The organism is Emticicia sp. MM (assembly GCF_001649495.1).
The window spans coordinates 24884-40111 of record NZ_LXHX01000112.1 but is presented as its reverse complement, the minus strand read 5'-3'; the positions used below and the strand labels follow the sequence as shown (position 1 = coordinate 40111).

16 protein-coding genes are annotated in these 15228 nt (G+C 36.9%); 7 read left to right on the top strand and 9 right to left on the bottom strand.

Annotation, left to right across the window (positions count from 1 at the left end; translation table 11 throughout):
- The first annotated feature begins 41 nt into the window (after window positions 1–41).
- The 3 genes from ettA to A6M55_RS14945 are packed head-to-tail and all read left to right on the top strand — an operon-like array spanning window position 42 to window position 2201.
- The gene (gene ettA, locus A6M55_RS14955; protein WP_015028337.1) at window positions 42–1706 is read left to right on the top strand and encodes an energy-dependent translational throttle protein EttA; all 1665 of its coding nucleotides are present in this window, start codon (window positions 42–44) and stop codon (window positions 1704–1706) included.
- A gap of 21 nt (window positions 1707–1727) precedes the next feature.
- On the top strand, window positions 1728–1925 hold the full coding sequence (locus tag A6M55_RS14950; protein WP_015028336.1) for a hypothetical protein: 198 nt from the start codon (window positions 1728–1730) through the stop codon (window positions 1923–1925).
- Window positions 1926–1931: 6 nt separating this feature from the next.
- Window positions 1932–2201 carry a type II toxin-antitoxin system RelE/ParE family toxin gene (locus tag A6M55_RS14945; RefSeq protein WP_064198337.1) on the top strand — a complete coding sequence of 90 codons (270 nt, stop codon included), beginning with the start codon at window positions 1932–1934 and terminating at the stop codon, window positions 2199–2201.
- A gap of 122 nt (window positions 2202–2323) precedes the next feature.
- Here the strand turns inward: A6M55_RS14945 and A6M55_RS14940 are convergent, their stop codons facing one another.
- The gene (locus A6M55_RS14940; protein WP_015028334.1) at window positions 2324–2818 is read right to left on the bottom strand and encodes a hypothetical protein; all 495 of its coding nucleotides are present in this window, start codon (window positions 2816–2818) and stop codon (window positions 2324–2326) included.
- 109 nt (window positions 2819–2927) lie between these two features.
- Between A6M55_RS14940 and A6M55_RS14935 the strand changes: the two genes are divergently transcribed.
- Both A6M55_RS14935 and A6M55_RS14930 read left to right on the top strand, forming a co-directional pair.
- A complete protein-coding gene (locus tag A6M55_RS14935; RefSeq protein WP_064198336.1) occupies window positions 2928–4580 on the top strand; it encodes a M28 family peptidase in 1653 nt (550 codons plus the stop codon).
- Between the two features lie 65 nt (window positions 4581–4645).
- Window positions 4646–5467, top strand: a complete 822-nt coding sequence (locus A6M55_RS14930; RefSeq protein ID WP_015028332.1) for an aminotransferase class IV — start codon at window positions 4646–4648, stop codon at window positions 5465–5467.
- Window positions 5468–5543: 76 nt separating this feature from the next.
- Here the strand turns inward: A6M55_RS14930 and A6M55_RS17495 are convergent, their stop codons facing one another.
- The 7 genes from A6M55_RS17495 to A6M55_RS14900 all read right to left on the bottom strand — a co-directional run bounded on the left by A6M55_RS17495 (window position 5544) and on the right by A6M55_RS14900 (window position 12824).
- Complete coding sequence (locus tag A6M55_RS17495) at window positions 5544–5720, bottom strand: hypothetical protein (protein WP_015028331.1); 177 nt, start codon at window positions 5718–5720, stop codon at window positions 5544–5546.
- Between the two features lie 145 nt (window positions 5721–5865).
- Window positions 5866–6402 carry a GtrA family protein gene (locus tag A6M55_RS14925; protein ID WP_015028330.1) on the bottom strand — a complete coding sequence of 179 codons (537 nt, stop codon included), beginning with the start codon at window positions 6400–6402 and terminating at the stop codon, window positions 5866–5868.
- 10 nt (window positions 6403–6412) lie between these two features.
- Complete coding sequence (locus tag A6M55_RS14920) at window positions 6413–7816, bottom strand: NADH-quinone oxidoreductase subunit N (RefSeq protein ID WP_015028329.1); 1404 nt, start codon at window positions 7814–7816, stop codon at window positions 6413–6415.
- Window positions 7817–7974: 158 nt separating this feature from the next.
- A complete protein-coding gene (locus A6M55_RS14915) occupies window positions 7975–9420 on the bottom strand; it encodes a NuoM family protein (protein WP_064198335.1) in 1446 nt (481 codons plus the stop codon).
- A gap of 79 nt (window positions 9421–9499) precedes the next feature.
- The gene (gene nuoL, locus A6M55_RS14910; RefSeq protein WP_015028327.1) at window positions 9500–11446 is read right to left on the bottom strand and encodes an NADH-quinone oxidoreductase subunit L; all 1947 of its coding nucleotides are present in this window, start codon (window positions 11444–11446) and stop codon (window positions 9500–9502) included.
- A gap of 73 nt (window positions 11447–11519) precedes the next feature.
- The gene (gene nuoK, locus A6M55_RS14905) at window positions 11520–11849 is read right to left on the bottom strand and encodes an NADH-quinone oxidoreductase subunit NuoK (RefSeq protein WP_015028326.1); all 330 of its coding nucleotides are present in this window, start codon (window positions 11847–11849) and stop codon (window positions 11520–11522) included.
- A 159-nt stretch (window positions 11850–12008) separates the two neighbouring features.
- Window positions 12009–12824 (bottom strand): 3'-5' exonuclease, encoded by an 816-nt coding sequence (locus A6M55_RS14900; RefSeq protein ID WP_015028325.1) that lies wholly within the window; start codon window positions 12822–12824, stop codon window positions 12009–12011.
- Window positions 12825–13005: 181 nt separating this feature from the next.
- Here A6M55_RS14900 and A6M55_RS14895 point away from each other — a divergent pair, with 181 nt between their 5' ends.
- Together A6M55_RS14895 and A6M55_RS14890 are read left to right on the top strand one after the other, a co-directional pair.
- The gene (locus A6M55_RS14895; RefSeq protein ID WP_015028324.1) at window positions 13006–13782 is read left to right on the top strand and encodes a hypothetical protein; all 777 of its coding nucleotides are present in this window, start codon (window positions 13006–13008) and stop codon (window positions 13780–13782) included.
- 58 nt (window positions 13783–13840) lie between these two features.
- Window positions 13841–14872: a patatin-like phospholipase family protein gene (locus A6M55_RS14890; protein WP_082893047.1), complete on the top strand. Its 1032-nt coding sequence runs from the start codon at window positions 13841–13843 to the stop codon at window positions 14870–14872.
- A gap of 12 nt (window positions 14873–14884) precedes the next feature.
- On the opposite strand, the gene A6M55_RS14885 is transcribed toward A6M55_RS14890, so the two are convergent.
- Window positions 14885–15067, bottom strand: coding sequence for a hypothetical protein (locus A6M55_RS14885; protein WP_015028322.1), 183 nt, complete (start codon window positions 15065–15067; stop codon window positions 14885–14887).
- Window positions 15068–15228 lie beyond the last annotated feature (161 nt).

The window sequence follows — 15228 nt, the reverse complement described above, 5'->3', positions numbered from 1 at the left end:
ATTATTCATTTCACGAACGCTAATTCGATTCTTTATTAACTATGAGCGAACAGATTATCTTTTCGATGGAACGAGTGAGTAAAATCATTCCACCTAATCGACAAATTCTTAAAAATATTTATCTTTCATTCTTCTACGGAGCAAAAATTGGTGTTTTGGGTTTGAATGGTGCTGGTAAATCTACTTTGTTGAGAGTGATTGCTGGTATCGATAAAAACATCAATGGAGATGTAGTTTTTTCTCCGGGTTATACTGTTGGTATGCTTGAGCAAGAACCAAAACTTGACCCAACTAAAACGGTTCGACAAATTGTTGAAGAGGGGGTGCAAGAAGTAGTAGATTTATTGAAAGAGTTTGAGGAAATTAATGAGGCTTTTGCCGACCCAGATGCTGATTTTGATAAACTTCTGGCTCGTCAGGGTGAAGTTCAAGAAAAACTTGACAATCTTGACGCATGGGAGCTCGATACCCGTTTAGAACGTGCGATGGACGCTTTGCGTTGTCCGCCAGAAGATGCTTTGGTTGAAAACCTTTCAGGCGGAGAAAAGCGTCGTGTAGCTCTTTGCCGATTATTATTGAAACAACCAGATGTTTTATTGCTCGATGAGCCTACCAACCACCTTGATGCTGAATCAGTACTTTGGTTAGAAGAGCATTTACGCCAATATAAAGGAACGGTTATTGCCGTAACCCACGACCGTTATTTCTTAGATAACGTAGCTGGCTGGATTCTTGAATTGGATAGAGGTGAGGGTATTCCGTGGAAAGGTAATTATTCTTCATGGTTAGAACAGAAACAAAATCGTTTGGCAAAGGAAGAGAAATCAGAATCGAAACGCCAGAAAACTTTACAACGTGAGTTGGAGTGGGTGAAAATGGCTCCGAAAGCACGTCAGGCTAAATCAAAAGCTCGTTTGGCTGCTTATGACCGCATGGTGAGCGAAGATGTGAAAGAAAGAGAAGATAAACTTGAGCTCTTTATTCCACCTGGCCCACGTTTAGGAAATAAGGTGATTGAAGCAACTGGAGTAAAAATGGGCTTTGGCGATAAATTATTGTACGAAGACCTTAACTTTAGCCTTCCCCAAAATGGTATCGTTGGCATTATCGGGCCAAACGGTGCAGGTAAAACAACTTTATTTAAATTAATTACAGGTCAATTACAACCATTGGCAGGTAAGTTTGAAGTAGGAGAGACCGTAAAACTTTCATACGTTGATCAAGAGCATAACCAACTTGACCCTAATAAATCGGTTTATGAATTGATTTCAGGAGGAAATGATTGGGTAATGTTGGGCAATAAACAAGTAAATGCTCGTGGTTATGTGAGTAGATTCAACTTCCAAGGTTCTGACCAAGAGAAAAAAGTAGGAACACTTTCAGGAGGTGAACGAAACCGTGTACACTTGGCAATGATGCTCAAAGAAGGTGGAAACTTATTGCTTTTAGATGAGCCTACCAATGATTTAGATGTGAATACACTTCGTGCATTGGAAGAAGGTTTGGAAAACTTTGCGGGTTGTGCGGTAGTTATCTCTCACGACCGTTGGTTTTTAGATAGAATTGCTACGCATATCTTGGCATTTGAAGGCGACTCGCAGGTTTATTGGTTTGAAGGAAACTTCTCTGAGTATGAAGAGAATCGTAGAAAACGCTTAGGAACTGATGTTACTCCGAAGCGTATTAAATATAGAAAATTACAGTAAATCATACAATATAGTATAATTATGGAAACGATTATCATTCAATCCCAATCAAAAAGTACTTCTAAATTATTGATAGAGTTGGCAAAGAAATTGGGTGAAAAAGTTCAAGTTCTCGATAAGGAGGTTTCAGAAGATTTGTTGCTCGGGAAAATGATGACGCAATCCAAAACTGGCAAAATTGTGTCGAAGGAATCAATTTTGGCTGAACTCAAAAAGTAATTTTCAATGGTCGTACAATTTGATGAAGCATTTTTGAAAAGCCTTAAAAAGTTAAGAGATAAGAAAGTTAAAGAAAAACTACTTGAACTTATTAATAATTTTGAGGATAGTGAAAACCTTACAGATATACCCAATATTAAAAAGATGCAAGGCTACGAAACTTATTATCGAGTTCGGCTTGGAGATTATAGAGTAGGTTTTGAATTGCAGATAGATAAATCAGTTCTTTTTATTTTGGTGGCTCATCGGAAAGAAATTTATCGTTTCTTCCCTTAAAACTTTATTATCTGAAGACACTGACAAAAACGTTTCAAGTTCTTTTCGAATAATAAATGCCATAGAAAAGATTTTTATTAATCGACTTCTATGGCATTTTTCATAAATAGTTATTGCTTCTTCTACCTTCTTGCCTCACGAACGGCATTTTCAAATCTGTAGGCTATTTCTTTCACCACCAATTCATCTTTAGTTTCGAGTGTAAATGAAGTATGGCTATCTCTTTTGTCATCATCATTGACATTAAATGAGCCACCAATCGTATTATCCTTCCCAAAACCTAAATCTACTTTTACACGGTCGGCTGGTACATCCAATACCAATTCGTAAAACCCATCTTTCTGTTTTTTGTAGCTAACTTTTCGTACATCTCTTAAATGCCAGCTAATATTAAAATTCATCGAAAAGCCTTCTTCTTTGGCTTTTACATTCATATTCATCTTATCGTTAAGAAAAGAAAATACAGGTTTGGTGTTTTTTTCTTTTCCGTGCGAATCGTCAGTAACCAGTCTGTTTAGTTGTCCAGCAAGCCAGTCGGTATTTGACTTAAGAGAAGATTGGGCAAATGATGCTTGAATACTCAGCAATAGACAAATGCTTAAAAGATGCTTTTTCATAGTTTTTCAGAATTTTGTTTTCTCTGTAGATGTAAAAAATGCTTTAAGCGTTGCGTAGCTTTAATCAAGAAGCCTTACTTTTGGTAAAAAAAACATCAAACTAAATTCTATGAAAAAAATCTTCTTGACGATTTGTTTATGTATAACATTCTCGGGTTTTGCCCAAAATATTGTTTCTGAGCAAGTCTTAAAACATTTAGAAAACATTGATACCAATAAAATTAAAGCACACGTAGCGTACTTATCAGATGATAAACTCAAAGGCCGTTTGCCGGGTAAAGAAGGCTACCAAATGGCGGTAGATTATGCCATTGAACAATATAAATCAATGGGTTTGAAACCAGCTGGTGAAAATGGAGGGTTTACGCAAAAAGTAATACTTCGTAAGGCGAAGTTGGTGAAAGAAGCAGCAAAGTTTACACTCACTTTGCCAAATGGAGAAAAGAAAGAATTAACATTAGGTAACGATTTATCTATTTATCCACATCCAGAGCTTAAAAGTGTTGATTTTACAGCTCCGTTAGTTTTTGTAGGATCTGGCTTTGATGCTCCTCAGATCAATATTGAAGATTATAAAGGACTCAATGTAAAAGGTAAAATTGTAGTCATATTACGAAGAGTTCCAGATAATTTACCTGCCAATGTGAAACTACACCTACAATATCCTGCTACGCTCCAAGAATTTGCTGCTAAAAATGGAGCGATTGGTGTATTGGTTTGTAATTATACTACCAGTATGGTACAGTTTAAAGCCGCAGCCAATGGTATGGTTGCGAATGGCATTTCTGCTTCGGTTACAGCAGATGGTAAACGTACAAGCTGTGCCTCTGCTCTCGGCGGAAAAATAATGGTTGCTGGCGGTATTTCTGTCCCAACCTTGCAGGAACTCATGAGAGCTGAAAATAATATGCTTGATAGCACTTGGCAACAACTCGAAAAAGGAAAATTTGTGAGTAAGCCATTGAAAAGTATGATTTCAGGGCATTATGAAAGTACGCATCAAGATATTACGAGTTTCAATGTAGTAGCTAAACTCGAAGGAACAGATGCTAAATTGAAGAAAGAATATGTTATTCACTCGGCACACCTCGACCACCTTGGCGTAGGAAAACCCATTAATGGTGATTCTATTTATAATGGTGCTCACGATAACGCTTCAGGCGTGGCTTGTGCTTTAGAAATCGCACGCTCTTACGCTACTTTGCCAGCTTCTTTAAAACCTAAGCGTTCATTGTTGTTTTTACTCGTTACAGCTGAGGAAATGGGGCTTTTAGGTTCAGGGTATTTTGCAGCTTATCCGACTGTTAAAAAGAGTCAAATTGTAGCCGATATCAATACCGATATGCCTACTTTGCTTGCTCCATTAGAATCGGTTGCTCCACTGGGTGCTGAACATAGTAGTTTACAAAAAGTAGTAGATAATGCCGCAAGTATTGCAAAACTTGAAGTGGAGCCAGACCCAGACCCAAGCGAAGGCCGTTTTGTGCGTAGCGATCAATATAATTTTGTAAAGGCAGGTATTCCTGCTCTTCATATAAAGTATGGTTATAGATTCAGTAATCCGAAATTAAATTTGGCTGAAAACGTAAAAAAATGGCGTGAGACACATTATCATAAACCTTCCGATGAAATTACTAATGGCTTTGTATGGTCGGCAGGTAAAACTTATGCGAGAGTGAATTTCTTGGTGAGTTATTTAGTTGCTCAGACAGAAGCTCGACCAACATGGAACAAAGGTGATTTCTTTGAACCTCGAAAATGATTTTTCTGTGGCACGGTTCAAATCGTGCCACTTTTATTTTATTACTATTATATTCAATTTAGCTGATGGCACATCATTGTTATCTCAACAACAAGATTGATTCTGTTGAAAATACAAACATTCATATTACTGATTTAGGTTTGTTGCGTGGCTATGGCCTTTTCGATTATTTCCGAACTTATAACGGACGTCCTTTTCAGTGGGATTGGTATTGGGAACGTTTTGACCGTTCGGCGAAACTGATGAAGTTACCTAACCCCATAAGTAAAGAAAAAGCCTATTCGGTAGTTATGGCTTTAATTGAAAAAAGTGGACTCGAAGATTGTGGTATTCGTTTCGTACTTACAGGGGGCTATTCACCTGATGCGATGAAAATGATTGAGCCGAATTTGCTCATCATTAGTGAAGATATTCATCCTGTTAAAGAATCAGAATATGAGGCGGGTATGAAAGTTATCTCACATGAGTATGTAAGAGATTATCCAGAAATTAAAAGCACTGATTATAAGCATCTAATGATATTGCAGTCTGATATTCGTGAAGCGGGTGCTACTGATGTTTTATTTCATAAAGATGGAAAAATTAGCGAGTTGAGTAGAAGCAATGTATTTATTGTGAAAAATAATGTCATAGCTACACCAGATACCCAAATCTTACGTGGAATTACCCGACGTTATATTCTTGAATTAGCTAAAGCAAATTTTAAGGTTGAAGAACGTAGCGTAGCTTTACAAGAGGTGCTCGAAGCAGATGAAGTTTTTACTACCAGCACAACCAAAAAAGTATTACCAATAACTAGAATTGACAACCAGCTGGTTGGAAGTGAGAACAGAAGTGTTTCTAAGTTTTTGTTGGAAGAAATGAACCATCATCTCAAGACTTGGTAGAAAATCTTTGAATAATGGCCATAAAAAAATCCTTGCTCGTAAGAACAAGGATTTTTTTATGCTTTTCGTAAGAAAATTATTTCTTAGTAGTGTCAGCAGCAGCTGTAGTGTCAGCAGCAGCAGTTGTATCAACAGCAGCAGCAGCAGTATCAACAGCAGCTACAGTTGAATCAGCAGCTTGCTCAGTTTTAGAAGTACAAGCAGCTAAAGAAGCTACACATGCTACGAATAAGATTGCGATTACTTTTTTCATGTCTTTATTTGCGGTGTTTTAAGGTTTTAAACGCATTGCAAATTTAAGATAATTTTAAGATACTATGCAAGCGTTTTCTTAAAAAATATTTAAAAAAAACTTAAATTCCTTTTAAGAAAATAGAGTTTCTTGTTTTTGTACAATTTTAACGAGGCGAACGTGCCTTAATTTTTTCATAAACGCCTGTACTTCTGAATGTTAGGAATTTATGGCCATAATAATTAGCAAAAAAACTGAAGCCCATTCCTACTACGTGTGAGCCTTTTTCTCTTAAAAATAGAGAGGAAGAACTAAAAAGTGGATTAGCGATATAATCAAGCGTAAGTGATGAAATTCCTACTTGAATCCCCAATGCAACGGCTGCTATAATAAGATACTTAATTGATTCTCTTTTTGAATTTCCCGATTCTTTAGCTGAAAAGGCAAATACTTTCGCTGGAATAAAACTAACAATTGTTGCTGTTAAATAACCTGCGAATACACTTAAGTTAAAAGCAGGTTTATCTAAATACCCAAGTGTTAAAAATAACGACTTATATGGAATCTGGGAAACAAAGTTTGTTCCAGCTCCTAAAACAGCTGTTAAGAAGAAAGAGACAAATGACCTTAGTTCTTTATTCTTTATTTTGTTAAGTAATTTCACAAATAAATTTAGTCCAGTAAGAGTTAAGATGAGCTCCATAGTTTAACCATTAAGCGATGGAGAGCAATCCACGTACTAAGTCAGGGAAAAGACCTAATAAAACTGACCCTAGGGTTGTTAGTCCAAGTATAATTTTATGTAGTGAGGATAGTTGGATGTTTTCCCCTTCACCGTCTTTCATATAAGCTGCAATGATTGGCTTGAAATAGTAATAAATACCAACAGCCGACATGATAATCGCCACAACAAGTACCCAAACGTGCCCACGAGAAGCAGCATCGGCAAATACGTAGAATTTACCCCAGAAACCTGCCGTAAGCGGAATACCTGCTAATGAAAGCATTGAGATTGCCAAAACAATTGCCAAGAAAGGACTCTTCTTAGATAAACCGTTTAAGACTGTAATATTTTCATTTGGTCTTCCATCAACTAAGTTGTCTTGCGATACAATCATCAATACCCCAAATGCACTGATTGTTGCCAAAGCATAGGCTAATGAATAAAATACGATTGAATCACCTGAATTATTGTTTAAACCTACCAAAGCTAATAACATATATCCTGCGTGAGAGATACTTGAAAAAGCTAACATACGCTTAAAGCTACTTTGTGCCACAGCCGTAATGTTACTAATGAATAAGCTCAAAAGTGCCATTACAACAATCATTACCCACCAGAAACTATACATCGGAGAGAATGACTCTTCAAGAATACGATAGATTGCTGCAAAACCAGCCGTTTTTACAACTGTTGACATGAAAGTTGTAAAGATAGTTGGAGCACCTTCGTAAACGTCTGGAGTCCAGAAGTGGAAAGGGGCTGCTGAAACTTTAAATAGCAAACCAATTAACAAGAAGGTAACACCTACATATAAAAATACTGGACGAACGTCAGTAACTGGTTGAAGCAATAAATTACGAGCATCTGAAATATTGAATGAGTAATTTGCTCCATAAAGCATGGCCATTCCAAATAGCATGATGCCTGTTGCAAATGAGCCCATCAAGAAGTATTTCAAAGCGGCTTCGTTGCCTCTGATATTACGTTTATCACTACCTGTAAGAATATACATTGCTACTGATAGAATCTCTACGCCAACAAACAACATGATGAGGTTTTCGAAATTGGTCATCATAATTGCTCCAACCAAAGAAAACTGCAAAATAGCGAAGTATTCAGCTGGTTGAGCGTGTTCATCATCAATAAAACCTTTCGATAAAGCCATAATCAAAAATGCAGAAAGCAAAATGATTGAACTAAATAAAATAGAAAGGTTGCTTGCTTCAAGCATATCATAGAAGTACAAACCTGGGGCATTCCAGTCAATAAGATTTGAGAGAAATGCTACTGCCACAAAAAGCAATGAAGCTGGCAAAAGTATTTTCTTTGATTTTAGGAAACCTAAAAACAAGGTAACAAGTCCAGTAACAGAGAGTACGAGTATTGGATACATAATTCGTTTGATAAACTCCCAGCCCGTTACGGCTGCCGCCCAAATGGCGAGGATTAAGTTTTATGATATTTTTATTTTTTGATAAAATTCGAATAAAAGTATTTGCTTCTCTCATTCAAAAACTATCGTTTATCGACCTTAGTCTATAAGCCAATAAATTACTTGAGCATTTGCAAAAGTAAATTAACAGCAGGTTCAGTTACTTTTAAGAATAGATTCGGAAAAAGACCAGTGATGATTACTACTGCTGCAATTGGTAATAAAACAGCAATTTCGCTACCACTAACATCCTTAAATTTAGCTGTAATTTCGTTGGCTTCGCCAAACATTGAGCGTTGCATCAAACGGAGCATATATACAGCTCCTAAAATGATTGTGAGTCCAGCGAAGATTCCTAAACAAGCATCTTTGTCATAAACACCTTTCAACAATAAGAACTCACCAACAAAGCCATTTGTTAAAGGAAGAGCCACGCTACCAAGCATAATAATCATGAAGTAAATGCTTAATGCAGGTGTTTTTTGTGTAATACCACCCAATGCTGATAAATCACGTGTTCCAGTGCGGTCGTAAATGATTTTTACGATGAAAAATAAACCAACTGCGTTTACACCGTGAGCAAACATTTGAAGCAGAGCTCCTTGGATACCATTGATATTGCCCGAAAGCACACCTGCGGCCATTAAGCCCATGTGAGCAAACGAAGAGTAGGCAATTAGGCGTTTGATATTGTTTTGCTGAATGGCAATGATTGAGCCATAGATTAGGCCAATTACGGCGAGAATCATTCCATATTGACCCCAGTTTGCTACTCCAGCTGGTGATAAAGGCAACATGATACGAATCAAGCCATAAACCCCCATTTTAGAGAGAAGACCCGAAAGAAGCATCGTTGCTGGAGTTGGAGATTCTGAATAAGCATCCGGCTGCCAAGTATGAAATGGAAGCACTGGCATTTTAATAGCAAAAGCAATGAAAAATGCCCAGAATAACATATTTTGAGTTGAAGGAGTAAGTAATTTAGCAGTTGTAGCTAATTGATTGATGTCGGCCGATGCTCCTTTGATATATAAGAAAACAATAGCTACCAACATAAATAAACTACCAAAAATGGTGTAAACAAACATCTTAAAAGTAATGCGTGGTGCATTTTGTCCACCCCAAAGAGCTGCAATGAAATAAACTGGAATCAAGGCAGCTTCATAGAAGAAGTAGAACAAGAAAATATCACGTGCCATGAATACTCCCATCAAAGCAGTTTCTGCTAATAAGATAAGGGCATAAAAAGAAGCGTGATTTTTATAAGTATGCTTGAAAGTCGAGGTGATAATTAATGGAACCAAGAAGGCAGTAAGTAAAACCATCAAGATACTAATACCATCAATAGCAATATGAAAATTGATATTGAGGTCTTTCATCCAACTATATTTTACACCAATTGATGATTGAGCATCGAAAGTCAAGAAACTATAGATGGCCACTGCAAATGTAGCCAATGATGCCACGAGTGCAGTATTTTTAGATGTACTTACGCTACTTCCTTTCAGTAATAATAGCACGAGGCTACCAATAAGGGGTATAAGTATGAGTGTTAGTGCCAACATTCGAAATTAATTTTATTATTATTACTTAACCGTAATTTTTATGAATAGAAATAGAACAGATGTAAATCTGGCCTAAATTTTATTTGATTCCAACAAATGTTTTGATTGTTTCTACTACTTGGTAGCCAAGGTTCATTGTTAGGATAACGGCAATGCCGATAACCATCGCAAATAGATAGAACCCTGTTCCACCCGCTTGTAGCTTACGTACCTTTCCACTTACAGAATCGACTAAATTACCGATGCCATTCACAATGCCATCAAAGCCTTTTGGCTCAACTACATAAGCGAATAAATTAGATAAGTGTTTTACTGGTGTTACAAAAATTGCCCAGTACGCTTCATCAATATAATACTTGTTGTAAACTGTCTTTTGGAAGCCTTCAATCGCTGAATCTTCAGCAGGAACATTCTTGCTTCCACCAAACTTAGAATAAGCAAATAAAATAGAAACTACCGCTGCTGCCACTGATATACCCATCAACATCCATTCCGTAGAGTGGTCGATTGGAGCACCTGCAAACTCAGGATTCACCGCTAACGAACCCGCAAAGAGAGGTTTCATGAACTCGGCAAGTGCATGTGGGAAATGGAAGATTTCAGGAATACCCATAAAACCGCCAACTATCGAGAATACAGCAAGAACCATTAATGGGAGGGTCATACTAAATGGTGATTCGTGTACGTGATGCTCTTGCTCGTGTGTTCCTCTGAAACTTCCAGTGAAAGTTAAGAAATACAAACGGAACATATAGAAGGCAGTCATCATTGAACCAATAACCGCTAATACCCACATGATTTTATTGTGCTCGTAAACATGAGCTAAAATTTCATCTTTCGAGAAGAAACCTGCAAATGGAGGAATACCAGAGATAGCAATCGTACCGATTAGGAATGTAATAGCTGTAATCTTGATTTTTCCACCAAGACCACCCATTTTGCGAATATCTTGTTCGCCGCTCATGGCATGAATTACGCTACCAGCACCTAAGAATAATAAAGCTTTGAAGAAAGCGTGTGTTACGACGTGGAAGAAACCAGAAGTGTAAGCGGCAACACCCATCGCCATAAACATATAACCTAACTGGCTCACTGTTGAGTAAGCCAATACTTTTTTGATATCGTTTTGGAAAATACCAATTGTTGCGGCAAAAAGAGCTGTTGCTGCACCCACCCATGCCACTACTTCGAGTGTACCCGGAGCAAGTGTATAAAGAATATTTGAGCGAACAATCATGTAAAGACCAGACGTAACCATGGTAGCAGCGTGAATTAAGGCCGAAACTGGAGTCGGACCCGCCATGGCATCTGGTAACCAAGTATAAAGTGGAATTTGAGCTGATTTACCAGTCGCACCGATAAATAAGCAAGCTGTAATGGCTATAATAGCGGCATTACCTATTGAAAGACCTTTCGCTTTTTCGAATACTTGTAGGTATTCAACTGTACCAAATTGGTTGATAATCAAGAAAATACCAATCAAAAATCCTAAGTCACCTACACGGTTCATGATAAAGGCTTTGCGAGCAGCATTGCCGTATTCGAAATTTTTATTCCAGAAACCGATTAGTAAGTACGAACAAAGACCTACACCTTCCCAACCAATAAACATGACGATGTAGTTTGAACCCATTACGAGCAATAACATCGAGAATAAGAAGAGGTTTAAAAAGGCAAAGAATTTACCAAATCCTTCGTCATCGTGCATATAGCCCATCGAATATACGTGAATGAGCGTACCCACACCCGTCACAACGAAGAGCATTAAAATTGATAATTGGTCGATTTGGAAAGAAAAACTGATATTTAATGAACCAACAGTAATCCAATCAAAAATATTTACAATGATTGGCTGTTCGCCGCCTGCCATAAATGCCTGATAAGCTGAAACTGCACCTACGAATGAAAGAAGTGCCGCACCTGTACCAAGCCATCCTGCCAGACCTTTAGATATTTTGCGGAAACCAAGCCCATTGATTAGGAAACCGATGAGTGGAAATAAAGGTATAAGTTTTATTAATAACATATCGTAAAAATTATTTCTAATGAATAATGATTGTAGTAAAATGAAACCTCATTTTACGATTAATCATAGCATCTTACCATTTAAGTTTATCTAAAAGGCTAACATCAATTGAGCGAATGTTGCGGTAAATCATTACGATAATGGCCAGACCGACGGCTACTTCGGCAGCAGCTACGGCCATAATGAAGAATACAAAGACTTGTCCCGCGGGGTCTGAACGATACGATGAAAACGCCACCAAAAGTAGGTTAACCGCATTAAGCATCAATTCGACAGACATAAAGATAATGATAGCATTTCGGCGAATTAATACGCCTACGATGCCAATGATAAACAAAATACTTGCTAATAATACGTAGTTTATTAGAGGTATCTGAAAAATGTCAGGTATTTGGCTTTGCATTGCTTTAATTAATTAACGTTTAATTCTTCTTAAGAAACGCTTATAAGGCTGATAATTAGGGGCGTTGAAGAATATTTCCGCAAAAATAAACAATATTCGTTTTTGTAGTGTGCTTTTTGCGAAAATTGTTACCATTGGAAAAATATTATCATGGTTGACCTATTTATCAAGCATCATTTTTAGCTTAATTTCAGTGAGTTTACGTTTGGTATCAAGCGGGAAGTCTCCGTTAATCATCCAATCATAATACTGGGGTTCTTGTTTTAAAACTGCTTTTACTGGTTTTCCATTATGTTTCCCAAAGTTAAACACAATTTCTCCCTTATTGTTTAAAATCATGCGTTGAGCAAAATCAACAATATTGGCTGAGGTTAACTGGTGGAGCACTTCCATATCATTTTTAACAGGCTCGTACTCTTCACCTTTATCGTTTTTCACTTTTACGCCGTCGTATCTTTCTACCTGAGAACAAAGTACTTCGAGTGTTGCCAAAGTATCTGCTTCGGCACTATGGGCATTGTCGAGGGTTTTATTGCAGAAAAATTTATATGCTGCCGAAAGCGTGCGTGGTTCCATTAGGTGGAAAATTCTTTGAGCATCTACCAGCTTGCGATTTTTCACATCGAAATCAATATCAATTCTCAAAAACTCTTCAACCAACATCGGTACATCAAAACGATTGCTATTAAAACCTGCTAAATCGCAGCCTTCTAAAAATTGAGCGAGTGCTCTACCGATTTGCTTGAATGTAGGAGCATCTTTCACATCTTCATCATAAATACCGTGAATGAGGCTACTTTCTAGCGGAATTGGAATACCCGGATTGATAAGTTTGGTTTTTACTTCTACCGTACCATCAAGTTTTGCCTTAGCAATACAGAGTTCTACAATTTTATCTTTGGCCACATTTACACCTGTAGTTTCGAGGTCAATTACAGCTAAGGGTTTACGTAACTTGAGTGAGTGAGTGTACATTCTAATAATTTTTATTCAATGCTACAAAGTTATAAATTAAAACAGAATAAAAGCCTCGTTAAGCTTAATTTGCCAATTTTAGGTCAAAAACTTTTATTGGGTGTAGATAGATTTTATGCAAAAATCTTGGGTTTTTAATTATCTTTGGAGGCTATTTAGGTAAAATTAAAAGATAATGAATATGAAAAATATTTCGCTGTGGGCATCTAAAAATGTTTTAATGGCAAGACTATTAATTGTAATGATAGAAATAGCCAAAGGGTTATCGGCTGGATTAATCGGTTATTATTTTATTCCTAAGTTATCAGAAAGAACACTCAATCTTTCGGTTTTATTGTTGGTGCTATTGGTGAGTTTCCTACAAATGAATCATGAATTTATTGAGCGAGTAAATAAGCGTATTTATCATAAAATTAGGCATCAAGTTACTTTTGTAATATTCTTGTGTACATTCGGATTGACGCTTTTGTTGGGTAATTACTATAAAAGTGTAGGCGAAAATATAGTTGGTCAATGGGTACACGCTGGAGTATCAGTACGGACAGATAGTACAAGTCAATACGAAGAGAAAGTTTGGGAGAAGTCTATCAAAGCTCGTGTTGGAGCACTTTCAGAGAATAAGAGTTCACAGGATGAACAACCCTCACATAATGGTCGTAGAGTTGTGTATGTTCTGTTATTTTTGTTGAGCTTAGGGCTTACCTATGTGGCTACTATACTTTCCTGTTCAATTGCTTGTAGTGGTTATGGTTTTTTAGCTGTATTATCTTTACTTCTCACAGTTGGGATTTTTTCTGGAGGGATTTATTTTTTGATGAAAGCTTTTCGGAAAAGAATTAAGATAAGTAAGGAAATGAGCAGAGAAGAGAAAAGAAAAGAACGTAAGCGGTTTTTCATTACTTGGGGAATCGTGGTCTCTATTATCAGTTTGTTAGTCATTCTTGGAAATCTTTCATGAAACTAAGTAATAGAACATAGAATCTTTGCGTTAAAGCTGCAAAATCCTCATATAACTAATGCTTAAGTATATCAAAACTATTTTTCTCATTTCGTTTTCAGTAATAGCGTTCGCACAACAAAAAGTTTATAGAAATTTAATCATGGAAGGTGGAGGCATCAAGGGTGTAGCGTATGGAGGAGCCTTAAAAGAATTAGAAAGTAGGGGCGTTTTACAACAAATTCAGCGAGTTGGCGGAACATCCGCAGGTGCAATTCAGGCTTGTCTATTAGCTGTGGGTTATTCAGCAGATGAAATTGCTCAAATAATTGCCGAAACGCCTATCGAAACTTTTAATGATGGTGGGTCGGTCATAAAAGCCAGTGAAAGATTTGTAAAGAAATTTGGCTGGTATAAAGGTGAAAATTTCTTGACTACGATTCAGAAACTCATAACCGACCGAACAGGAAAGCCTAATCTGACATTTGCTGAACTTCATGAATTAGCCAAAAGTATTCCGTACAGAGATTTGTATGTCACGGGGGTAAATCTTACTAAACAAAGATTGGAAGTTTTTTCTTATGAAACTTACCCTGAAATGCGAGTGTGTGATGCCGTGAGAGTATCTATGTCTATACCGCTTTATTACCAATCAGTATTTTTAAATGCTAAAGGAAAAGTTATTGAAAATCCTATAACAAGCGATAGTTGTGATGTATTTGTTGATGGTGGTTTGTTGATGAACTACCCCATTGAGCTGTTTGACCAAACAAAATATCTTAGTACAGCTACTGACAGTACGATAAATAAGCCGACCTTTAACACTGAAACCTTAGGTTTGCGTTTGGAAAGGTGCGAACAAATAGACCATGAAATACACCTAAAAGAGGGTTTTGCACCTTTCGAAATTCAAGATTTTAAAGGGTATATATCTGCTCTTTATAATATTATGACCGAAAGCGTAGACAAGCCTAAACCCGAAGATATAGTTCGTACAATTTACATCAATGACAATGGCATGAGCCCTAAAGTGAGAAAACTTTCGGAGGGAGAAAAACAAAAAATGATGATAAGTGGCCAACAAGGTGTGATAGAGTTTTTCTACCGTTAGGGTGTTTGTTGGTCATTTACGATTTCTGAGTTTTTTATCGTCAACGGTTTTATTGAGAAATTCATTGATTTTTTCAATATCATAACTCATCTGAATTTCTCCAAAAGAGTTGATTTTTATATCAAATCCATCTAAATCTTTGTGTACACGCGGCTTTTCAGCATTGGGTTTTTCATCAGCTTTTTTCTTTGCCATGATTCTAGTAAGTTTTTATGATAAATCCTTTTAATATATAAGCTTGGCTACCATCTCGTCAATAGCAGAACACTCTATCTAAATCCTATGCTAAAAATCGGGATAGTTATCCTTTTACTTGTCCTCGAATTGAGTGTATATTAATTACTACTTTGGTAATT